General features: G+C 69.0%; 18 protein-coding genes. 6 read left to right on the forward strand and 12 right to left on the reverse strand.

The genetic code is table 11. From position 1 onward, the window contains the following. Positions 1-2: 2 nt before the first annotated feature. Entirely contained in the window at positions 3-539 is a 537-nt protein-coding gene (locus AC3ITM_RS06790) for a GNAT family N-acetyltransferase (RefSeq protein WP_489269342.1), read from the forward strand. 82 nt (positions 540-621) lie between these two features. Here the strand turns inward: AC3ITM_RS06790 and AC3ITM_RS06795 are convergent, their stop codons facing one another. The 5 genes from AC3ITM_RS06795 to AC3ITM_RS06815 all read right to left on the reverse strand — a co-directional run bounded on the left by AC3ITM_RS06795 (position 622) and on the right by AC3ITM_RS06815 (position 5,904). Then, a complete protein-coding gene (locus tag AC3ITM_RS06795) occupies positions 622-957 on the reverse strand; it encodes a DUF3325 domain-containing protein (protein WP_489269344.1) in 336 nt (111 codons plus the stop codon). Further along, positions 954-2,600 (reverse strand): PepSY-associated TM helix domain-containing protein, encoded by a 1,647-nt coding sequence (locus AC3ITM_RS06800; protein WP_489269346.1) that lies wholly within the window; start codon positions 2,598-2,600, stop codon positions 954-956. Before AC3ITM_RS06800 ends, AC3ITM_RS06795 begins: the two co-directional genes overlap by 4 nt. Next, complete coding sequence (locus AC3ITM_RS06805) at positions 2,597-2,938, reverse strand: DUF3649 domain-containing protein (RefSeq protein ID WP_489269348.1); 342 nt, start codon at positions 2,936-2,938, stop codon at positions 2,597-2,599. Before AC3ITM_RS06805 ends, AC3ITM_RS06800 begins: the two co-directional genes overlap by 4 nt. A gap of 100 nt (positions 2,939-3,038) precedes the next feature. Further along, positions 3,039-5,273 carry a TonB-dependent siderophore receptor gene (locus AC3ITM_RS06810; RefSeq protein WP_489269350.1) on the reverse strand — a complete coding sequence of 745 codons (2,235 nt, stop codon included), beginning with the start codon at positions 5,271-5,273 and terminating at the stop codon, positions 3,039-3,041. Positions 5,274-5,559: 286 nt separating this feature from the next. Further along, complete coding sequence (locus AC3ITM_RS06815; RefSeq protein WP_489269353.1) at positions 5,560-5,904, reverse strand: cupin domain-containing protein; 345 nt, start codon at positions 5,902-5,904, stop codon at positions 5,560-5,562. A gap of 203 nt (positions 5,905-6,107) precedes the next feature. Here AC3ITM_RS06815 and AC3ITM_RS06820 point away from each other — a divergent pair, with 203 nt between their 5' ends. Continuing rightward, the gene (locus AC3ITM_RS06820; protein ID WP_489270048.1) at positions 6,108-8,495 is read left to right on the forward strand and encodes a TonB-dependent receptor plug domain-containing protein; all 2,388 of its coding nucleotides are present in this window, start codon (positions 6,108-6,110) and stop codon (positions 8,493-8,495) included. Continuing rightward, complete coding sequence (locus tag AC3ITM_RS06825) at positions 8,495-9,817, forward strand: aminotransferase class V-fold PLP-dependent enzyme (RefSeq protein ID WP_489269355.1); 1,323 nt, start codon at positions 8,495-8,497, stop codon at positions 9,815-9,817. The genes AC3ITM_RS06820 and AC3ITM_RS06825 overlap by 1 nt, the downstream gene beginning before the upstream one ends. Positions 9,818-9,837: 20 nt before the next feature. Here AC3ITM_RS06825 and AC3ITM_RS06830 read toward each other — a convergent pair whose 3' ends face one another. From AC3ITM_RS06830 to aptA, 4 genes are all read right to left on the reverse strand, one after another. Next, on the reverse strand, positions 9,838-10,236 hold the full coding sequence (locus AC3ITM_RS06830; RefSeq protein WP_489269357.1) for a DUF4124 domain-containing protein: 399 nt from the start codon (positions 10,234-10,236) through the stop codon (positions 9,838-9,840). Between the two features lie 121 nt (positions 10,237-10,357). Next, positions 10,358-11,650, reverse strand: a complete 1,293-nt coding sequence (locus AC3ITM_RS06835) for a DUF445 domain-containing protein (RefSeq protein ID WP_489269359.1) — start codon at positions 11,648-11,650, stop codon at positions 10,358-10,360. Between the two features lie 225 nt (positions 11,651-11,875). After that, the gene (locus tag AC3ITM_RS06840) at positions 11,876-12,766 is read right to left on the reverse strand and encodes a plasmid replication/partition related protein (protein ID WP_489269361.1); all 891 of its coding nucleotides are present in this window, start codon (positions 12,764-12,766) and stop codon (positions 11,876-11,878) included. A 51-nt stretch (positions 12,767-12,817) separates the two neighbouring features. Next, positions 12,818-14,170: an omega-aminotransferase AptA gene (aptA, locus tag AC3ITM_RS06845; protein ID WP_489269363.1), complete on the reverse strand. Its 1,353-nt coding sequence runs from the start codon at positions 14,168-14,170 to the stop codon at positions 12,818-12,820. Between the two features lie 111 nt (positions 14,171-14,281). On the opposite strand from aptA, the gene AC3ITM_RS06850 reads away from it, so the two are divergent. Further along, positions 14,282-15,784: an aldehyde dehydrogenase gene (locus tag AC3ITM_RS06850; protein ID WP_489269365.1), complete on the forward strand. Its 1,503-nt coding sequence runs from the start codon at positions 14,282-14,284 to the stop codon at positions 15,782-15,784. Between the two features lie 113 nt (positions 15,785-15,897). Continuing rightward, positions 15,898-17,190: an MFS transporter gene (locus AC3ITM_RS06855; protein WP_489269367.1), complete on the forward strand. Its 1,293-nt coding sequence runs from the start codon at positions 15,898-15,900 to the stop codon at positions 17,188-17,190. Here the strand turns inward: AC3ITM_RS06855 and AC3ITM_RS06860 are convergent. The 3 genes from AC3ITM_RS06860 to AC3ITM_RS06870 form a co-directional block, all read right to left on the reverse strand. Further along, on the reverse strand, positions 17,171-17,632 hold the full coding sequence (locus AC3ITM_RS06860) for a bacteriohemerythrin (RefSeq protein WP_228886588.1): 462 nt from the start codon (positions 17,630-17,632) through the stop codon (positions 17,171-17,173). The genes AC3ITM_RS06855 and AC3ITM_RS06860 overlap by 20 nt on opposite strands. Before the next feature lie 70 nt (positions 17,633-17,702). After that, complete coding sequence (locus AC3ITM_RS06865; protein ID WP_489269369.1) at positions 17,703-19,043, reverse strand: diguanylate cyclase; 1,341 nt, start codon at positions 19,041-19,043, stop codon at positions 17,703-17,705. Positions 19,044-19,149: 106 nt separating this feature from the next. After that, positions 19,150-20,445, reverse strand: a complete 1,296-nt coding sequence (locus AC3ITM_RS06870; protein ID WP_489269371.1) for an NAD(P)/FAD-dependent oxidoreductase — start codon at positions 20,443-20,445, stop codon at positions 19,150-19,152. Between the two features lie 400 nt (positions 20,446-20,845). Between AC3ITM_RS06870 and AC3ITM_RS06875 the strand changes: the two genes are divergently transcribed. Beyond that, the gene (locus tag AC3ITM_RS06875; protein WP_489269373.1) at positions 20,846-22,240 is read left to right on the forward strand and encodes a glutamine synthetase family protein; all 1,395 of its coding nucleotides are present in this window, start codon (positions 20,846-20,848) and stop codon (positions 22,238-22,240) included. The last annotated feature ends 98 nt before the right edge of the window (positions 22,241-22,338 follow it).

Genomic DNA, 22,338 nt, shown 5'->3' on the forward strand with positions numbered 1-22,338 from the left:
ACATGGACGATAGCCCCATCCACGCCGACGGGCTGCTGCTGCGTCCCTTCGAGGACGCCGATGCCGCCCCGTTCGCTGCGGCCGTGCGCGAGTCGGCCGCGGGCATGCGGCGCTGGATGCCGTGGTGCTCGGACGACTACGGCGTCGAGCAGGCACTGCAGTGGTTCCAGGCGTGCCGCGCCGGTCGGGCCGGCGATACGGCGTACGAGTACGGCGTGTTCGAACAGGACACGGGCGTGTTCGTGGGCGGGGCCGGGCTGAACGAGATCCGGCACGATCACCGGTTCTGCAACCTGGGCTACTGGGTGCGGCAGTCGCGGCAGGGCCAGGGCATCGCCACCCGGGTCGTGCACGCCCTGGCGGCCCAGGCGTTCGGGCCGCTGCGCCTGCAGCGGGTGGAGATCGTGGTGGCGGTGGGCAACCTGGCCAGCGAACGGGTGGCGGTGAAGTCCGGCGCGCTGCGCGAGGGCGTGGCCCGCAACCGCCTGGTCATCGACGACCGTCCCGTGCCGGCGCACCTGTTCTCCCTGGTTCCCTGACCGCTGCTCCGGTAGAGCCACGCCATGCGTGGCTGGGCCACCGCGGTCCCTGCCTGGCGACCTCCACGCGCGGCAAGCTCCTTCAGCGTCCGAACAGCGCCACCGCCAGCCCGATCACCGGCAGGGCCCAGGCCAAGGGAGCGATCCAGCGGGGCCGGAACGGGTACAGGCCGAAGGCGATCAGCATGCCGCTGACCGTCATCGCACCCAGCCACAGCACCGGACCGGCGGCCCAGCCGTGGTCCCACACGCACAGCGCAAACGACAGGGTCAGCAGCGCCCAGCCCAGCCAGCGCCACCGCCGCATCCGTGCCGGGCTGGCCGGGGTCTTGCCGTGCAGCTCCAGCTGGTGCTTGTCCATGGCCAGCGACAGCGCGGTAAAGGCAGAGAAGCTCACGGCGAGGGCCAACAGCATCACGCGTTGGCCTCCACGTTCGCGCCTTCCTGCGCCTTGGCCGCCGCCGCAGCGACCTGCCGCTTCTTCTTTTCCGCCGCACTCAGCGCCGGCTGCCAACGCTGCATGCGCAGGCCGCAGTAGGCCAGCATCGCGCCGAAGGCGAGCATCACCAGGTCGAAGCCGGCCAGTACCCAGTCGCCGTTGCGCAGGGTCACGCCCAGGTGTGCGTGGGTGGTGAATACATTGACCAGCGGGATCAGCGCGAACAGCGCCGCGCCCAGGTACAGCTGCCAGGCCCACATCCGCCGCTTGGGCCAGGCGAAGGCGGCCAGCAGCGCCGCGCCCCAGGCATAGAAGAACAGGTTGACCTCGGCATCGGCGCGTTCGGCCAACTGCAGCGGCAGCAGCCGGTTACCCAGGAAATAGGCGGCAAACGCGATCGGCAGGCCGGCCACCGCGCCGATGTTGAGTGCATCGACCAGGCGCAGGCCGAAGCCGATCCGGCCGGACTTGGCGTGCTTGGGGCGCTCCTTGACCGCCCACAGCACCACGCCGCTGGCCACCATCAGGCAGCCGACCAGCCCGGACAGGAAGAACAGCGCACGCAGCCCCCAGTCGGCGAAGCGGGCCAGGTGCAGCCCGTACATCACCCCGCGGGTCTGGGTGGCGCCGCCGGAGGCCGGGCTGGCCTGGATCAGCGCGCCGGTCACCGCGTTGTAGCGCAGCGACGGGGTGTCCACCGACAGCCGCTTGCCGTCGCGCTGCTGGATGTCGATCACCGCATTGGCCGCGCCGGGGTGGTACACGGTGAAGCCGGCGACGTCGGCGCCCTTCCACTGGCGGCGCGCGCCATCGAGCAACTGCTGGATCGGCAGCGCCACCGCGCGGCCTTCGGCGGGCGTCTGGATTTCGGCCAGGCGCGCGAACGCCTCGCTGAAGAACGCGTCCTCATCCTTGGGGTAGGCCACGCCCACGCCCCAGGGCAGGTACATGAACATCAGCGTGACGATGCCGGTATAGGTGATCATCGCGTGGTAGGGCAGGGCCATCACCGCGCTGACGTTGTGGAAATCCAGCCACGAGCGCAGGCCCTTGTCGCGGCGGAAGGTGAAGAAGTCCTTGAAGATCTTCTTGTGGGTGATCACCCCGGTGATGATCGCCACCAGCATGAACATCGCGCAGAAGCCGACCAGGTAACGCGCCCAGAGCACCGGGAGGTAGTGCAGGTCGAAGTGCAACCGGTAGAAGAAATCGCCGCCGCGGGTTTCGCGCGCGGCCACTTCCTGGCCCGTGCCCGGGTCCACGGTGGCGTCGCCGAAGCGGCCGCCGCCGCGACGCCGGCGCTTCTCGCCCTCGGCCGGTGGCTTGACCATCGATTCGGGGTTGCGCCAGAACATCCGCAGCGCCGGGGTGCGCGGGTCGGGCAGGCTGACATTCCAGCTTTCGGCCTGCGGCGCCTTGTGCTGCAGGAAGCTCAGCGCGCGCTCGGCGGCGACGTCGCTGCTGACCGTGTTGCGCGGCAGTTCCGGGCGCATCCAGCGGCTGATTTCCTCGCGGTAGTAGCTGGCGGTGCCGGCCATGAAGATCAACAGCAGCAGCCAGCCGACCAGCAGGCCGGTCCAGGTGTGCAGCCAGGCCATCGACTGGCGGAATCCGTTCTTCATGCGCCAGCCCTCAGCATTTCGGTACCCACCCAGAACAGCGCGGTGGGAATCAGGATGCCGACCCACGCGCGCAGCGCGGTGCGGGTGGCAAAGGCCCACAGCGCTGCGCACGCGCACAGCACGATGGCCACCAGCATGCCGGTCAGTACCGCCTGGCCGCGCGCGATCGGCAGGGCGACGGCGAAGAACATCGAGCAGGCCGCGGCCAGCGCGTAGCCGCCGAAGATGGCGGCCAGCGTGCGCGACAACACGCCCAGCCAGGGGCGGGCGAACCAGGGGGCGATGCGGTTGTACCAGCTGGCGGAGGGCGTGCTGTCCACGGAAACCTGCAATGTCATGTCCAACAATGGGCAGCCCCGGCCACGGCCGGTGCTGCAGGGAAAGGTGGCCGTCCCTGGCCGTGTCGCAGCGTGGGGCTGCGGTTCCCTTGAAGGGCGGTTACAGCTTCCAGCGCAGGTTCAGCCGCACATTGCGCGGTTCACCCCAGTACACGCCGTCATAGAAACCGACGTTGCTGTAGTACTTCTTGTCGAGCAGGTTGTTGATGTTGAGCTGGGCCGAGAAGTTGTCGCTGAACTGGTAGCCGGCGAAGGCGTTGACCAGCAACAACGCGTCTTGGGTGATCGGCGACTTGTAGGTCTTGCCGCTGCTGGCGAAGTCGGCCGCCGGGCGGTTGCTCATCCGCCAGATGCCGCTCTGCCAGGTCACCCCGCCGCCCAGCGACAGCCGGTTCCAGGCACCACCGGGACGCCAGCCGGTGTTGAGCCGGAAGGTGTCCACCGGGGTGGTGGTGTTCTGGCGCACGCCGAGCTGGTTGCGGATGGTGGTGTGGGCGTAGCCGGCCGACAGGTTCCAGTGCTCGGTGATGCTGCCCTGGGCTTCCAGTTCCCAGCCCTTGACCTTGTTGCCCTTGCCGGTGGAGCGGTAGGCGGTGCTGCCGTCGGGCAGCGAGCCTTCCGGGACCGAATCGTCGACTTCGGCCACGTTGTCCTTCAGGCCTTTGAACACCGCCGCGGAGGTGTTCAGGCGGCCGCCGAAGAACTCGCCCTTGACCCCGGCTTCCCACATGTCGCCGACCACCGGTTCGAGGTAATTGTTGCTGCGGTCGCGGTAGTTCTGCGGCTGGAAGATGTCGGTGTAGCTGGCATAGGCGCTGAAGTGGCCGCCGAAGTCGTAGACCAGGCCGACATAGGGGGTGAGCGCGTCGTCGGGCTTGTAGCCGCCGCGGGTGGTGCGCAGCAGGGTGCCGTTGGCGTCGTGGTCGTAGCTCCAGCTGCGGGTTTCCCAGCTGCCGTAGCGCGCACCGACCACCGCCAGCAGCGGATCGGCCAGTTGCAGGCGCGCGGCCACGTAGGCGGCGCGCTGCTTGAGCTCGTCGCGCGATTGCAGCCAGCCGTAGCGGGTGACGCCCAGCGGGGCGACATCGCCGCTCCAGTGGTGCCAGTCGGGCACTTGGTCGTAACCGGGGCCATAGACGATGTCGGACAGAGCGGGTACTTCGCCCTTGCGTACCGATTGGCCAAGCCCGACCACCAGTTCGTGTTCGCGCCCGAACAGGCGGAACGGTCCGCCGGCGTTGACATCGAATACCTGCATGTCGCCGCGCTCGGCAAAGGCACCGAGGAAGGCTTCCACCCCGCTGCCGTCCGCGCGCGGGTAACCGGAGGCGCCGTACCAGACGCTGCCTTCGGTATCGCGCTTGGAGCGGGTGTAGCTGCCCTTGATCGCCCAGCCGTTGCCCAGCTGCTGTTCCAGGCGGGCGAAGGCGGTTTTTTCCACGATCGGCCAGCTGCTCCAGCTAGCCGACAGATTGGTCGAGCGCGGCAGGTTGGCCGGCTGGCCGTCCGCGCCCCAGTACGGCAGCACGCCCCAGGTGACCCCGGTGGTGCGTGGCGACTGGTATTCATAGCCGGCTTCGAGCAGGGTGCTGTCGGTCAGGTCGGCCTGCACGATGGCGTAGAACACGTCCTTGTCCAGCCGGTATACATCGCGGAAGGAATCGCTCTGCTGCTTGGCGGCGACCACGCGGGCGCGTACGCGGCCGTCCAGCGCGATCGGGCCGCCCAGGTCCACTTCCAGGCGCTGGTTGCCCCAGCGGCCGAGCATCAGGTTGGCGCTCATCGCCACGTCCGCGGTCGGGCGCTTGCGCACGAAGTTGATGGTGCCCGACGGATCGCCGGCGCCGGTGGTCAGGCCGGTGGCGCCGCGCACCACTTCGATGCGATCGTAGATCACGCTGTCGGTGTTGGTCTTGACGTAGCCACCGAAGGTATTGAGCATCCCATCGACCTGGAAGTTGGTGATGTTGTAGCCGCGCGATACATAGTTGATGCGCTCGCTGTCGGTGACGGCCACATGCACGCCGGTGACCTGGCCCATCACGTCCGACAGCGCATACAGGCCCATGTCGTCCAGCCGCTGGCGGGTGATCACGGTGACCGATTGCGGGGTATGCCGCAGCGACAGGTCCAGCCGGGTCGCGGTACGCGCCTGCTTGACCGTGTAGCTGTTGGGGATGTCGCCTTCTGCGGTGACCTTGACCGTGTCCAGCGTGGTCGCATCGCCCGGATCCGCAGCGGCCCGGGCCTGCGGTGCGTGGCCGGCGAGGGCCAGCAGCAGCGCGGCGGAGAGCAGGGAAGGTCGCGACAGCGGGTTGAGCAGGACAGCGGACATGGCAAAGGTTCCAGGGTGGTAGGGCGGCGACATGCAATCCATTGCGGGCCGCGCGGAGGGCGGCGCCACCAATGCAACCGTGGTGAAGCAGGCAGGCCTGCGTCTCCCGTCGGATTGGCTTCGCGCATGACCGCACCGCCATTGGCGGCATGCAGGTGCGCAAGCGGATATCAGGGGAAGTACACGGGGCTGGGACCGGTCCGCGCATTGCGCGGCCTTGCCGACTGGCTGGGCGTACGGTGAATCAGTTAATGATAGTCATTCGCATTGATTGATACAAGCGATGTCAGCCCGCCGCAGGCAGGAAGATTGCCAGCCAGATGCTCGTCATGCCGGCGGCGGTGGCCTCGACGCGGTGCCGGCGGTGTGCGCCGATGTACAGCGCGTCCCCGGCCACCAGTGCGCGCGGCTGTGCCTCGTCTTCGAAACGCAGCTGCGCTTCGCCCTGCAGCAGCAGCACCCATTCTGCCTCGTCCTGGTCGTACCAGAAGCCCGGGGGGCTGGCGTGGCCGCGCGAGAGGATGCGTTCGATGCGCAGCGGCCCCTGTTCCAGGAGCGTCTGGAAGACTTCGTCCGTGCTGGAAGGGGGAAGGTCCTGCAGAAGGTTCAGCGGCGGCGGATCGATCGGCATGGGCATGCTCCGGAGCAGGGCTACAGCGTCGCGCCCGCCGCGGCTGCACTCAAGAGGCAACTGCGCCACGCCCACATGGCGCGGCGGTCATGAAGACTGCGTGAGGATGTCACCGGTTGTACATGTCGCCCCCACAGAATGCGCACGCGCTGCCGGCCAATGGCGCCTGCGGCGATCCCTTCGAGCAGTCCCTGGAGTTGCATGTGAAGCGCAGTGCGTTGGCGGTAGCCGTTGTGTCCGTTGTCTCCCTGGTTGCGGTCGCCCAAGGGCGCGCCGAAACCGCCCCGGCAGGGACTGCCGCGGCCCCCGCCACCCTGGACACGATGATCGTCACCGGCACGCGCGGCAGCAACCGCACGCAGTTCGACACGCTGGCGCCGGTGGACGTGTTTTCCAGGGAGGAAATCCAGGCCATCGAGTCGTCCGACCTCAACGATGTGCTGGCCCAGCTGGTGCCCTCGTTCGTGGTGCAGCGCATGCCGATGAACGATGGCCTGGTGTTCGTGCGCCCGGCCACGTTGCGCGGCTTGTCGCCGGACCAGACCCTGGTGCTGGTCAACGGCCGCCGCTTCCACCGTTCGGCATTGCTGGGCGCACGCGGCGCACAGGGCCCGGACCTGGCGCAGATTCCGCTGCATGCGATCCAGCGCATCGAAGTGCTGCGCGACGGTGCCTCGGCGCAGTATGGTTCCGATGCCATCGCCGGGGTGATCAACATCATCCTGGATGACAGCGTGGGCGGCGAGGTCTCGCTGGGCCTGTCCGAATACAGTGCCGGCGATGGCCGCGGCCGCAAGGTCGGCGCCCGCCACGGATTCGCCCTGGGCGACACCGGCAGCCTGTCGCTGTTTGCCGATTGGGACAAGTCCGATGCCACCTCGCGCAGCCGCCAGCGTGCCGACGCGATCGCCTTCCAGAAGGCGCACCCGGACCTGGCGGTGCCCGATCCGGTCCAGCGTTGGGGCCAGCCGGACCTGGAAAACCGCCATTTCGGCTTCAATCTCAACCTGCCGTTGAACGCGCGCATCGATCTGTACAGCTTCGGCCTGTACGGCCACAGCGAAGGGGTCAGCGATTTCAACTGGCGCAATCCCGACGGCACCGCCTCGGTCTACAACCCCAGCCGGGTGTTCCCCGGCTGGAACGTGCGCAGCGTGTACCCGACCGGCTTCAGCCCGAAGTACGGCAACGAGCAGGACGACCTGCAGGGTGTGCTCGGCCTGCGCGGTACTTGGGGCGAGCGTTGGCGCTGGGATGTGAGCGGATCCTACGGCCGCAACCGCATCGACTACACCCTGGGCAACTCGATCAATGCCTCGCTGGGCCCGGACAGCCCGACCGCGTTCTACCTGGGCCGCCTGTCGCAGCAGGAGAAGAACCTCAACGCCGATATCGTCTACGCGCTGCCGGTCAGCGCGCTGGCCGCGCCGATCAACATCGCCTTTGGCGCCGAGACCCGCGAGGAAACCTACGGCGTGGACGCCGGCGATCCGGCCTCCTATGCGATCGGTCCGGGCGCGGTGACCGGCCTGGCCGGTGGCGCCAATGGCGCGCCGGGCTTCAGCGCGGCCAATGCCGGGCGTTGGAGCCAGCGCAGCCGCGCGGCCTACATCGACGTGGAGGCGCCCTTGACCGCGCGCTGGACCGTGGGCGCGGCCACCCGCTACGAGCATTTCTCCGCGTTCGGTGAAAGCGTGGATGGCAAGCTGTCCACGCGCTTCGAATTCACCCCCGGCCTGGCCGTGCGCGGCTCGGTATCCACCGGCTTCCGCGCGCCCACGCCGGGCCAGCTGTTCACCCAGAGCACCCAGCAGGGCCTGGATACGGTGACCCTGCAGGTATTCACCACCGGCCGGCTGTCGCCGGGCGACCCGCTGGCGATCCAGCTTGGCGCGCAGCCGCTGAAGCCGGAACAGTCGCGTACCGCCTCGCTCGGCCTGACCTGGAAGACCGCGCTGGGCTTCTCCGGTTCGGTGGATGTCTACGACATCAAGGTCACCGACCGCTTCAGCCAGTCGGCCTCGTTCGCGGTGCCGGCCGGGGTGCCCAACCCGCTGGGCTATACCTCGGTGAGCTTCTACACCAATGATTTCGACACCACCACGCGCGGTATCGACGTGGTCGCCAGCCATGCCGCCGCGCTTGGGGCAGGGCGCCTGAACACCACGCTGGGCTACAACTACAACCAGACCCGGGTCGATGGCGGGCGCACCGGCGTGGCCACCAACGACAGCCAGCGACGCATCTTCGAAGAGCGCCTGCCCGAGCACAAGGCCACCTTGAGCAGCAGCTACGAGCTGGGCCGCTGGAGCCTGCTCGGCAAACTGCGATACTACGGGGCATGGACCGATTCCTCCGGCAATGCCTCCGGCGATATTTTCCAGCGCTTCGGTGCGATGGCGTTCTTCGACCTGGCGGTCGCTTTGCGCGTGACCGACCAGCAGACCCTGCGCATCGGCGCGGACAATCTGTTCGACCGCTATCCGGACCAGGCCACGTTCCAGGCCAGCCGCGGCCTGATCTACTCGCGCAACGCGCCGTATGACACCGACGGCCGCAACGTCTACGCCGAATACCGGATCCGTTACTGATGGACCGGCAACGACGCCACCTGCTGCGCGGCGCGCTGGCGCTGCCCGTGGCCGGTGCCGGCGCGGCACTGGGCACGGCCATGTCCGCTGAGCTGCCCGCCGAACTGCCCGCCGAACTGCCCGCGTTGCCGCCGGTCGACGCACGCACGCCGGCGCAGCTGGCCGGCGATGAGGCGTGGTGGGGCCAGGTGCGGGCACTGTACGACCTCACCGATGAGGTGGTGATGCTCGACAACGGCTACTGGGGCGCGATGGCGCGCCCGGTGCTGCAGGCCTACCAGCAGGCCACCGCCACGGTGAACGCCGGCAATGCCTGGTTCGGGCGGCTGGCCTTCCCGCCGCTGTTCGAACAGGCGCGGGTGCAACTGGCCCAGGCGCTGGGCGTGGACACCGACGAAATCGCGCTGACCCGCGGCGCGACCGAGGCGATGCAGGTCCTGATCGGTGGCTACAACAAGCTCGGCCCGGGCGATACCGTGCTGTACGCCGACACCGACTACGACAGCATGATCGCTGCGATGCAGTGGCTGCGCGCCCGCCGCGGCGTGGACGTGCAGCGCCTGGTGCTGCCCGAGCCGTTCGACCACGACAGCATCGTCGACGCCTACCGGCAGGCGCTGGCGCGGCATCCGCGCACGCGCCTGCTGCTGCTCACCCAGGTCAACCACCGCAACGGCATGCTGTTGCCGGTGGCACAGATCGCCGCGCTGGCCCGGGCGGCCGGGGCGGAGGTGATCCTCGATGCCGCCCACGGCATCGGCCAGGTCGACACGCCGGTACGCGCGCTGGGCGTGGATTTCATCGGCATCAACCTGCACAAGTGGATCGGTGCACCGGTCGGGGTCGGCGCGATCTATGTGCGCCGTGGCCGCGTGCGCGACCTGGACCCGTACATGGGTGAGGCCGACCACGACGATATCCGTACCCGCATCCACACCGGCACGGTCAATTTCGCCGCCTACATGGCGCTGCCGCTGGCGTTGCAGCTGCACCAGCGGATCGGGGTGGCCAACAAGCGCGCGCGGCTGCTGTACCTGCGCAACCTGTGGCTGGATGTGCTGCGCGGCGACGACCGGGTCCAACTGCTGGCCTCGGCCGACCCGCGCCTGTCCAGCGCGATCGCCGGCTTCCGCCTGCGCGGGCAGACCACGCTGGCGGCCAATACGGCCACGGCCACGGCCATGGTCAAACGCGCGGGCGTGTTCGTGGTGCCACGCGAAGGGCTGGCCTCCGGCGCCTGCCTGCGCGCCACGCCGGGCATTTTCAGCACCCCCGCGCAGATGCAGGCGCTGGTCCAGGCGGTGCGGGCGGTGGCGGGCTAGGGCGCGGCGATCCCGGTGGTTCAGCGCCTGGCGCAGGCCTTCTTGATCGCCGCTTCGACATGTGGCGGCGCGGTACGGCCGAACGCTTCGCTCAGTTCGCGGCGGACCCGCAGGTTCTCGCATTGTTCGGGGTCGACCGAGCCGTCGATCACTGTGCCGCGCACCATCGGTTGGCCACGGCCGGCGTCGGCCTGCATGCGTTGGCGCGCGGCCTGCAGGTCGCGCTGGGTGCGGCTGCGTTCCTCCCAGCTCAGCTTCGGGTCCCGGGTGATCGGCCGGGTGATGCCGGTGTCCTGCCCGGGCGGGCAGGGCACGGTCTGGTAGATGGTCTGCCCGCCGGCGGCGCATTTGTAGACGCGCCCGGCATGGGCGTGGCTGGCCAGCGCGCAGAGCGCCAGCGTGAGAATGGTCCTGCGCATCGATCCCCCCTGTGGGCCCCTTGGCCCGGGATGGGCGGCAGAATACGCCAGCGGCCGGGCAAACACACCCGGTCAAACCGTCAAGCGGCACCGCGCCGGGGCAGCCCCGCAGCGGCGGCCGCTACCAGTGCATCCACACCGTCAGGGCATGCAGCAGCAGGCCGATCAGACCACCGACCAGGGTGCCGTTGAAACGGATGAACTGCAGGTCGCGGCCCACGCTCAGTTCCAGCTGTTCGACCAGGTGGCGCTCGTCCCAACCCTTGACGGTCTGCGCGATATGCGTGGTGACGCCCTCGCGCAGGCGGCTGGTCAGCCGTTCGGCGCCGTCCATCAGGTGCTGGTTGAGCGCTTGCCGCAGCGAGGGGTCGTCCTGCAGCGCCTGGCCCACCGCGGCCAGGCTGCGGCGCAGGTGGCCGGCCAGTGCCGAATCGGCGCTGGACAGGTCCGCGCGCAGGCTGGCGTGGATGCGTTCCCACAGGCCCTGCACGTACTCCTGCACGGCCGGGTGGTCGATCACCTGCTGCTTGATCTGGTCGATTTTTTCGGCCAGCGCCGGGTCGCCGCGCAGGCGCTGGATGTAGTTGGCCAACCAGGTTTCGTAGTCGCGGCGCAGCGGGTGCGCAGGCTCGGCCAGGATCTGCTGCAGTTCGGCCAGCACTGCGTGCGCCATGCGTTCGGCCAGGCTGTCGCCGATCTCGTCGATCGGCTTGACCCAGTTCACCGTGCTGGCCAGCTTGGGCCACTCGCGCTGGAGGTAGCGCACGATCAGTTCGGAGGCGCGTTGTTTGACCGAAGGGTTGTCCAGCCACTGGCCGACCCGGGTCAGGCCCTCGTCGAGCACGCGCTGGTGGCGGTTGTCGGCGGTGAGCAGGCCCAGCAGTTCACCGGCGGTGGCCGCTGCGTTCCACTGCCGCAGCTGCTGGATCACAAACCCCTGGATGCTGCGCCGGACCGCGGCTTCGTCGAGGAAGTCCAGCGCCTGCAGGGCCCAGCCGCGGGCCATGTCGGCCAGCAGCCGGGAGCGGGCCGGATCGGCCAGCCAGCTGCCCAGGCGGCTGGCCGGGTCGAACACCTGCAGCCGTGCCAGCAATGCCTGCGGTTCCAGGAACTGGTCGCGCACGAACAACGCCAGGCTGTCGGCGATGCGTTCCTTGCTGTGCGGGATGATCGCGGTATGCGGGATCGGCAGGCCCAGCGGGCGGCGGAACAGCGCCACCACCGCGAACCAGTCGGCCAGCGCGCCTACCGCGGCGGCTTCGCAGAACGCCGAGACCCAGGCCCAGATGCCGCGTTCGCCCTGCAGGTGGCTGATCACGAAGCCGGCCAGCATGGCCAGCAGCATGGCCAGCGCGATCAGCTTGAGGCGGCGCAGCTGGGCGCGGCGCGGGTCGGGAGGCGATATCGGTGTCATGCCGGCAGTCTACCCATCGCCGCATGAGCACGCGGTGTGCTGGCGGCAGCAGCGGTAGTGCCGGCCGCTGGCCGGGAACACGCCACCGCATTCGCGCTGACGCTCCCAGGTTTCGCTCCGCGACACCCGGGCCCCATCTCACCATTACCCACACCCCGCGCCTGGCGGCGCGCCCCCTGACTCAGGGGGCTGTCGGTTCCGGAAAGTGGTACCGGGCCAGGTGGATCAGGCGTCGGCCAGCTCGCTCTCTTGCACCTGCTTGCGCAACGCGGCCAGTTGCTGGCGCAGGGCGTCGTTTTCCAGGGTCAGCGCGATCACCCGCTGGCGCAGTTCGGCCGGGCCCTCGCCCAGTGACGCGAGCGCCTCGGCGATCTCGGCGGTACGGCCGGGGTCCGCCTCGGCATCGCCGTCGGCGCTGTGCAGCACCTCCTGCACCGGCTTGCGCGGCTTGCGCTTGGCCTCGCGCACGCGCTTGGCTGCCTGCTTGAGTTCGTCCTTGCCGGCCACCGCCGCGGCGCGCTGCTCCGCTTCGGGCAGGGCCGCCACCGCAGCGGCGGCACTGATCGAGATCACCCCGCTTTTGACCGCTTCCACCAGTTCCGGCGCCGCCTGCTTGTGGATGCGCTCGATCATCGTCACCTGGCTGCTGCTCAGGCGGGCTTCGCGGGCCATGTCGGCGCGGCTGACTTTGGGCGCGGCCGCCCACGGCGGGCTGTCCTCATCGCCGTGCGGGCTGGCGTCGGCGATCTCGCCGTCGCTTTCCTTCTGCAGCTGGGCCTGTTCGGCGCGATGCCGCTCGGCCAGGATGTCGCGCTTGCGCAGCGCCAGCACGCCGCGCTGGAAGTCGGACACGCTGCGCCGGCCCAGGTGCTGCTCGATCATCCACAGGTGCACATCGTCCATCGACTGGAAGCGGCTGTTCTGCACGGTCTGGAACGGCAGGCCATGCTTCTGGCAGATGCCGAAGCGGTTGTGCCCGTCCACCAGCACATCGCCCCACAGCACCAGTGCATCGCGGCAGCCTTCGGCCAGGATGCTGCGCTCCAGCGCGTCGTGCTCGTCGGCGGTCAGCGGATCGATGTAGGCCTTGAGTTCTTCTTTGACGACAATGTCCATGCAATCCGGTACGCGAGCAAACGTGACCGACCATTGTAATGGGGGTGGGGGTCAGCCGGTGGCATTGATCATGTCGCCCAGGATTTCCACGATCCGGTCGATCTGCGCCTTGTCGATGATCAGCGGCGGCGACAAGGCGATCACATCGCCGGTACAGCGCACCAGCAGGCTGCCGTCGCGGAAACAGCGTTCGAACACCTCGTAGCCGCGCGCGCCCGGGGCATCCTTGCGCGGGGCCAGCTCGACCGCGCCGATCAGCCCGAAATTGCGGATGTCGATCACGTGCGGCAGGCCGCGCAGGCTGTGCAGGGCCGATTGCCAGTATTCGCCCAGCTCGATGGCGCGTTCGAACAGGTGCTCTTCGGCGTAGGTGTCCAGCGTGGCCAGCGCCGCCGCGCAGGCCAGCGGGTGGCCCGAATAGGTATAGCCATGGAACAGTTCGATGGCGCCCGGCGGGCCCTGCATGAAGGCGGCATGCACGGCGTCGGACACCAGCGTGGCGCCCATCGGCACCGCGCCGTTGGTCAGCCCCTTGGCCAGTGTCATCAGGTCCGGGGTGACCCCGAACCGTTGCGCGGCAAACGCGTTGCCGACCCGGCCGAAGCCGGTGATGACCTCGTCGAAGACCAGCACGATGCCGTGCTGGTCGCAGATCTCGCGAAGCCGCTGCAGGTAACCGGGTGCTGGCAGGATCACCCCGCCGGAGCCGGCGATGGGCTCGACGAACACCGCAGCGATGGTGGACGCATCGTGCAGGGCGATCAGCCGTTCCAGGTCCTCGGCCAGTTCGGCGCCGTGGCGGGGCAGGCCGCGGCTGAACGCATTGCGGGACAGGTCCAGGGTGTGGCGCAGGAAATCGCTGCCCGCCAGCAGCGGCCCGGCGTCCTTGCGGTTGTTGGGCAGCCCGCCGATCGACAGGCCACCGAAACCGACCCCGTGGTAGGCCTTCTCGCGGCCGATGAAGCGGGTGCGCTGGCCCTGGCCGCGCAGCCGGTGGTAGGCCAGCACGATCTTCATCGCGGTATCCACCGCTTCGGAGCCGGAGTTGCTGAAGAACACATGGTTGAGCGGCGCCGGGGCCAGTGCGGCCAGGCGCTGGGCCAGTACGAACGGCAGCGGCGAGCCCATCTGGAACGGCGGGGCGAAATCCAGCGTGGCCGCCTGCTGCTGGATGGCCTGCACGATCCGCGGGCGGGCATGGCCGGCGTTGCAGCACCACAGCCCGGCGGCGGCATCCAGGATCGGGCGGTCGTCCACATCGTGGTAGTACATGCCTTCGGCGCGTACCAGCAGGCGTGGGGCGGCCTTGTACTGGCGGTTGGCGCTGAACGGCATCCAGTACGCCTCCATCGATGCCGGGCGCTGCTGGGACAGGGACGACAACCCGCTTTCGGTACGACGCATCGGCAACTCCGCAGCAGACCGGATGGTCACGACTCTATCGCAGATGCGTCACGGCGCGGGGTGAAAGCGCCGGGTATAAAGGCGGTCGATACCCGTTGCAGGAGACCTTCGATGACCAGCGTGCGCACCCGCCAGGACTGGCAGCGCCAGGCCGATGCCTTGAGCGTGCAGGGCCAGGCCTTCATCAACGGCCGTTACGTGGACGCCGTGGACGGCGCACGCTTTGCCTGCATCAGCCCGATCGACGGGCGCGTGCTGGCCCAGGTGGCCGACTGCGGCAGCAACGATGTCGAGCGCGCGGTGTCCGCCGCGCGGCGCAGCTTCGAGGCCGGGCACTGGTCGCGCGCCGCGCCGGTGCAGCGCAAGCAGGTACTGCTGCGGCTGGCCGACCTGGTCGAACAGCACGCCGATGAGCTGGCCCTGCTGGAAAGCCTGGACATGGGCAAGCCGGTGCGCGACGCGCGCCAGGGCGACCTGCCCGGCGCGGTGCGCTGCCTGCGCTGGACCGCCGAGGCGATCGACAAGGTCTACGGGGAAATCGCCCCGACCGCGCCCGATACGCTGGGCCTGATCAGCCGCGAGCCGATAGGCGTGGTGGCCGCGATCGTGCCGTGGAACTTTCCGTTGCTGATGGCCTGCTGGAAGATCGCCCCGGCGCTGGCGGCCGGCAATTCGCTGATCCTCAAGCCGTCCGAGCGCTCGCCGTTGAGTGCGATCCGGCTGGCCGCGCTGGTGGCCGAGGCCGGCATCCCCGATGGAGTGTTCAACGTGCTGCCCGGCACTGGCAGGCGCGCCGGCGAACCGCTGGCCCTGCACATGGACGTGGACGCGCTGGCCTTCACCGGCTCCACCGCGGTGGGCCGCCGTCTGCTGCAGTGCGCGGGCTTGTCCAACCTCAAGCGCACCTGGCTGGAATGTGGCGGCAAGAGCCCCAACCTGGTGTTCGCCGATGCGCCGGACCTGGACAAGGCGGCCGAAGCGGCGGCCACCGGCATCTTCTACAACCAGGGCGAGGTCTGTACGGCGGCCTCGCGGCTGCTGGTGCAACGTTCGATCCAGGACGCCTTCGTGACCCGGGTGCTGGCCCACGCGCGCCGCATGCAGCCCGGCCATCCGTTCGACCCGGACGCGCCGATGGGCGCGCTGGTCGATGCGGCCCATGCCGAGCACGTGCTGGCGTACATCAACCGCGGCCAGGCCGAGGGTGCGCGGTTGCTGCTGGGCGGCAAGCGGGTGGAGGTGGTGGCCGGCGGCAGCTACGTGCAGCCGACCGTGTTCGATGAGGTCGATGCCGGCCATGCGATCGCCCGCGAGGAAATCTTCGGCCCGGTGCTGGCGGTGCTCGGCTTCGACCACGAGGCCGACGCGCTGCGCCTGGCCAACGATTCCAGCTACGGTTTGGCGGCCGGCCTGTGGACCGGCGACCTCGGCCGCGCGCACCGGGTGGCGCGCCAGCTGCGGGCCGGCAGCGTCTGGGTCAACCAGTGGGACGGCGGCGACATGACCGCACCGTTCGGGGGCTACAAGCAGTCCGGCATCGGCCGCGACAAATCGCTGCACGCCTTCGACAAGTACACCGAGCTCAAGGCGACCTGGATCCACCTGGGCGACTGAGGCGTCGGCCACGCCTGGTGCCGGGCGGGCCAGGCGGTCACGTCTGCAACCATCGGCCCGCAGCACGGCGTGGCCGTGGCAGAATCCGGCAGCTGCCCTTCTTCGTGTGCCCGATGTCGACTCCTGCCGCACCTGCCACCAATTCGCCCCGCCGCATCCTGCTGGCCAGCCTGATCGGCACCACCATCGAGTTCTTCGACTTCTACATCTACGCCACCGCTGCGGTGCTGGTGTTCCCGCACCTGTTCTTCCCAGACAGCAGCGACGGTGCGGCGCTGCTGCAGTCGCTGGCGACCTTCGCGGTGGCCTTCATCGCCCGTCCGGTCGGCTCGGCGGTGTTCGGCCACTACGGCGACCGGATCGGGCGCAAGGCCACGCTGGTGGCCGCGCTGCTGACCATGGGCGTGTCCACCGTGGCGATCGGGCTGCTGCCCACCCATGCCAGCATCGGCATCCTGGCCCCGGCGCTGCTGGCGCTATGCCGTTTCGGCCAGGGCCTGGGGCTGGGCGGTGAATGGGGCGGGGCGGTGCTGCTGGCCACCGAGAACGCACCGCCGGGCAAGCGCGCCTGGTACGGCATGTTCCCGCAGTTGGGGGCGCCGCTGGGCTTCCTGTTGTCGGCCGGCATCTTCCTGCTGCTGGGCGGGGTGATGAGCGATGCCGATTTCCTGCAGTGGGGCTGGCGCATTCCTTTCCTGGCCAGTTCGCTGCTGGTGGCGGTGGGCCTGTGGGTGCGCCTGAACATCCACGAGACGCCGCAGTTCCAGGCGGCGCTGGACCGCAATGAGCGGGTCAAGCTGCCGATGTGGACGGTCATGCGCGAGCACGGCCTGACCCTGATGCTGGGGACGCTGGGCGCGTTCGCCACCTTTGTACTGTTCTACCTGATGACGGTGTTCACCCTGGGCTACGGCACCACGGTGCTGCACTACACCCGTTCGGATTTCCTGCTGCTGCAGATGGTCAGCATGCTGTTCTTCGCCGCCGGCATCCCGCTGTCGGCGCTGTACGGCGACCGCTGGGGCACGCGTCGTACGATGATCGTGGCCAGCGGCCTGATCCTGGGCTTCGGCGTGCTGTTCGCGCCGCTGCTGCAGGCATCCAGCCCGTGGCTGGTGCTGGGCTTCCTGTCGCTGGGCATGTTCCTGATGGGCCTGACCTACGGCCCCTGCGGCACCTTCCTGGCCGAGATCTACCCGGTGCAGGTGCGCTACACCGGCGCCTCGCTGTCGTTCAACCTGGCCGGCATTCTTGGCGCGGCGCCGGCGCCGTACGTGGCGACCTGGCTGGCCGAACGCTTCGGCCTGCTGGCGGTGGGGCTTTACCTGTGCGGGACCGCGCTGGTGACCATCCTGGCCCTGTTGGCGATGAGCCGGCGCGCTGGGCTCAGCGGAAGAAACGCTTGAGCGTACGGCCCAGCCAGCTGCCCTGCTGGTGCTCGCGGGCGAACTGGTTCAGGTGTTGCTTGACCTGCGGCGCATAGGCCTTGTCATCGCCGCGGATGTGGTTGAACAGCCAGCGCGAGAGCATCGTGCGCAGTTCGTCGGTGACGTCTTCGCCGGCCTGGAAGCGCAGCCGGTACTCGGACACGCGCTTGCCGAAGATCTCGTGCACGCGCTTGTGCGCGGCACAGAACGGATAGCCGGCTTCCTCCATCAGTTCTTCCTCGAAGGCGAAGTGCGACATGGTGTAGTCCACCAGTTCGTCGATCACCTCGGCCACCGCCAGCCGCTGCAGGCTGCTCTGCGCCATGTGCAGATGGTTGAGCATCTCCACGATCCGCATGTGCTGGTGGTCGATGACCTCGATGCCGATGTTCAGGTCGTCCTGCCAGACCAGAAGTGCCATGCTGCGTTCCCCGTGCTGTTCAACTGGGAGCGACTCTAGGGCTGGCGCTGCCGGCCTGCGTTGATCTGGATCAAGGCGCCAGTGCGGTCTCGCGGACGCTGTCGGCCACGCTGGTGCAGCTGACCCGGTTGCGGCCGCCGGCCTTGGCCAGGTACAGCTGGCGGTCGGCCTCGGAAATCAACCGGTGCAGCGAATCGCGCTGCGGCTGCAGGCAGCACAGCCCGATGCTGACGGTCATGCGCAGCGTGGCCGGCCCCAGCCTCACCTCCAGGGCGGCGATGCGCTGGCGCAGCAATTCGAAATAACCGCGCGCCTGGTCTTCCTCCAGCCCGGGAACCAGCAGGCAGAATTCCTCCCCGCCAAAGCGCGCGATCAGGTCCTGCTCGCGCGCATGCCCGGCCACCGCCGCGGCGACCGCGCGCAGCGCGTCGTCGCCGGCCTCGTGGCCGTGGGTGTCGTTGATGTGCTTGAAGTGGTCGATGTCGATCATCGCTACCGCCACCGGCTCACCGGTCAGGTGCAGCTGCGGCAGCTGGCGCTGGCTCTGCTCCAGGAAGCAGCGACGGTTGGGCAGTCCGGTGAGGAAGTCGCGGGTAGCCAGGTCCTGCAGGGTGCCGATCAGTTCCAGCTGGTCCACGTTCTGCGAGACCCGGCAGAAGAACTCCTCGCGCGAAAACGGCTTGCGCAGGAAATCGTTGGCACCGTTCTTGAGGAAGCGCGGAATCAGCGAAGGGTCGGTGTTGCCGGAAATGCCGATCACCGCCACCTTGTCGCGCGAGCGCAGGGTACGCAACCGGCGGCTGAATTCCACCCCCTCCATGCCCGGCATTTCCTGGTCGACCACCGCCAGCCGGATCGCAGGGTACGCCTCGATCGCCTCCAGGCCCTGCGCGCCATCGGCGGCCTCGTACACGGTATGCCCGTACATGCGCAGCAGCGAGGCGGCATACATCCGCGCCGACAGCGAATCGTCCACCACCAGGGCGGCGATGCGGCGGTTGCGCTCCAGCCGCTGCACCAGCCATACCAGGTAGTCGATGCTGCCGGGGGTGTTCTTGAGCACGTAGTCGATGATCTGCTGCTGCAGCACGCGCTTGCGCAGGTCTTCGTCGTAGACCCCGCTGACCACCACCGTGGGCAGGCCGCGCGAGAGGAAGAACTCGACCACCTTGTCGCGGTCGCCATCGGCCAGCACCAGCCCGGTCAGCACCAGGAACCAGCCCTGTTCCTCATCCAGCAGGCGCCCGGCCTCGGCCAGGCTGGTGGCCACCGATACCGGCAGCTCCAGCCGTTGCTCGATCGCCTCCCCCAGCATGCTGGTGAACGTGCGCGAATTTTCCACCAGCAGGATCCGCTGGGGCAGGGCATCACCGGGGTCGCTGTCGATAGCGCCCTGCAACAGTGCCGGCATGGGGCGTACGCTCGGAGTGAAGTCGGTCCGCAGTGTTAGCGGCATTTTCGCCTGCAACTTTAGCGATGTGGTGCGATCGGCGGGGTCCGTTGGCCAGCACCGCCGCTCACCACAATGCGTCGCGCAGCTTGTACCAGGACATCGCCGCCACCAGCAGCGGGGTACGCAGCAGGCGCCCGCCGGGGAAGCGGCGGTGGGGGATGCGTTCGAATACATCCAGTCGCTGCGACTGCCCGGCAATGGCCTCGGCCAGCACCGCACCGGCCAGCCCGGTGGCGGCCACGCCGTGGCCGGAGAAGCCCTGCGCGAAATACACGTTGGGCGTCAGCCGGCCCCAGTGCGGGGCGCGGTTGCGGGTGATGTCCACATAGCCGCCCCAGACCTGTTCCATGCCCACGTCGGCCAGCTGCGGGAAGACCTGGTGCATGCGCCGGGTCATCAGGGCGCGCAACCCCGGTGGCGGCAGCGAGGAATAGCTGGCGCGGCCACCGAACAGCAACCGGTGGTCGGCGCTGATCCGGAAATAGTCCAGCGCCCAGCTGACATCGGCCACCGCCATGTCGTTGCGGATCAGGGCGTGGGCGCGTTCGGCGCCGAGCACCTGCGAGGCGCCGATATAGGTGCCCACCGGCATGATCCGCGCTTCCAGCTCGGGGGCGATGCCCTGCAGCAGGGCGTTGCCGGCGATCACCACGTGCCCGGCGGCGACGTTGCCGCGCGCGGTGCGCAGCTGCGGGCGCGCACCACGCTGCAGCTGCAGTACCGGCGACTGCTCGTGGATGACCACACCGAGGCTTTCGGCCGCACGGGCCAGGCCCTGCGCATAGGCCAGCGGCTGCAGGTGGCCGCTGGCGGCATCGAACATCGCCCCGCGGTAGCGCGGGCTGTCCAGTTGTTGGCGCAGCTGCGCGCGGTCCCACCACTGCAGCGGATAGTCGTAGCGTTCTGCCAGTTCGATCAGCCCGGCGCGCAGCGCGCGTTCCTGGCGGGGCCGGATCGGCACGCTGGCGTGGCCGTCGCGCCAGTCGCAGTCGATCCGGTAGTGCTGCAGGCGGTGGCGCAGCAGCGCCATGCCGTCGCGCGAGAAGTCGAACAACCGGCGCGCATCGGCCGGCCCGACCAGCCGTTCCAGCGTGTCCACCTCGCAGCCGTAGCCGACGATGGCCTGGCCGCCATTGCGCCCGGACGCGCCCCAGCCGACCCGCTGCGCCTCCAGCACCGTTACCCGGTAGCCGCGTTCGGCCAGCGACAGTGCCGCCGACAGCCCGGTGTAGCCGGCGCCAAGCACGCATACGTCGGTGCTGTGCGCGCCGGCCAGGGCCGGGCGCAGCGGGCTGGCCGGCAGGCGGTCGGCATACCAGCTGGAGGCGTGGGGCTGTCCTGCCTGGCTCACGCCATGCACCGGCAACGCAGGGAAGGGACGGCAATCATGGGGACAGCATGCCAGCAACGCGCAACGGTGACAGCGGACAGTCTGTCGCAGCCTGCGCGGCAGGCCTGTGACGGCCGCCGCGAGTTGCGCCCGGTCACGCCCCGGGGGTAACGTGCAGGCAGCGCATCCGGCGACGGCCGCGCGTATCGCCCTCGGACCGGCTGCCACCGATCGCCGCAGCGGGCCACCGACGGTTCGCGGTTGCGTGCACGGCCGGGGCATCGGCTGGCGGCCCATGCGATCAATCTGCCGTCGCCGCAGGCAGGCAGCGCCATGGGGTGTGGCGGGTCACCGCACACCGGTTCCGTCACCCTATTTTCCATGCCTTCGGCGAAGCTTGTCGCCGCTACCCATCCAAAGCAGAGCGGTCATGAACACCCGAACGCGTTCGCGCAAAGCCTCCACCCCGCCCGTAGCGCAGGAAAGCGCACTGCTGCGCTGGCTCAAGGAGCGGCGCATCACCGAGGTGGAATGCCTGGTGCCGGACATCACCGGCAATGCCCGCGGCAAGATCATCCCGGCCGACAAGTTCTCGCACGACTACGGTACCCGCCTGCCCGAAGGCATCTTCGCCACCACCGTCACCGGTGAATTCCCGGACGACTACTACGAGCTGACCTCGCCGTCGGATTCGGACATGATCCTGCGCCCGGACGCGGACACGGTGCGCATGGTGCCCTGGGCCACCGACCCCACCGCCCAGGTCATCCACGATTGCTTCACCAAGACCGGTGAGCCGCACGAGCTGGCCCCGCGCAACGTGCTGCGCCGGGTGCTCAATGCCTATACCGAGCTTGGCCTGCGCCCGGTGGTGGCGCCGGAGCTGGAGTTCTTCCTGGTGCAGAAGAACACCGACCCGGATTTCCCGCTGCTGCCGCCGGCCGGGCGTTCGGGCCGACCGGAGACGGCGCGCCAGTCCTACTCGATCGACGCGGTCAACGAATTCGATCCGATCCTGGACCTGATGTACGACTACTGCGATGCGATGAAGCTGGACGTGGACACGCTGATCCACGAATCCGGCGCGGCCCAGCTGGAAGTCAACTTCACCCACGCCAATGCGATGGACCTGGCCGACCAGGTGTTCCTGTTCAAGCGCACCATGCGCGAGTCGGCGATGCGCCATGGGGTGTACGCCACCTTCCTGGCCAAGCCGATGGAGAACGAGCCGGGCAGCGCCATGCACATCCACCAGAGCCTGCTGCGCATCAGCGATGGCAGCAATGTGTTCACCGGCGAACATGGCGGCGAGGATTTCAGCCCGCTGTTCGGCCATTACCTGGCCGGGCTGCAGAAGTACGTGCCGATGGCGATGGCGTTTTTCGCACCGAACGTGAACTCCTACCGCCGGCTGATGTTCGGCGAGGTCTCGCCGAGCAATGTGCACTGGGGCTTCGACAACCGCACCTGCGGGCTGCGCGTGCCGCTGGACACCCCGGAGAACATGCGTGTGGAAAGCCGCTTTGCCGGCTCGGACGCCAACCCCTACCTGGCCATGGCCGCGACCCTGGCCGCCGGCCTGCTCGGGATCCGCGAGCAGGGCTCGCCGACCGCGCCGATCACCAGCAGCGCCAAGGAACTGGGCTATGACCTGCCACGTTCGCTGGGCGAGGCGCTGGACGGGCTGGAAGGCTGCCCGGAACTGCGCGAGATGCTCGGCGAGCGGTTCTGCCGGGCCTATGTGTCGGTCAAGCGCAAGGAGTACGAGACCTTCTTCCGGGTGATCAGCTCGTGGGAGCGCGAGTTCCTGCTGCTCAACGTCTGACCCGGCCGCACCGCCAGGCCCGGCATGGCCGTGATGGCTGCGTGCTGGGAAAATGGCGGCGTGCCCGTTAGGCTGGCACCCGTTGCGCCGGTCCGGCC

The organism is Stenotrophomonas sp. KH_029, assembly GCF_057839765.1.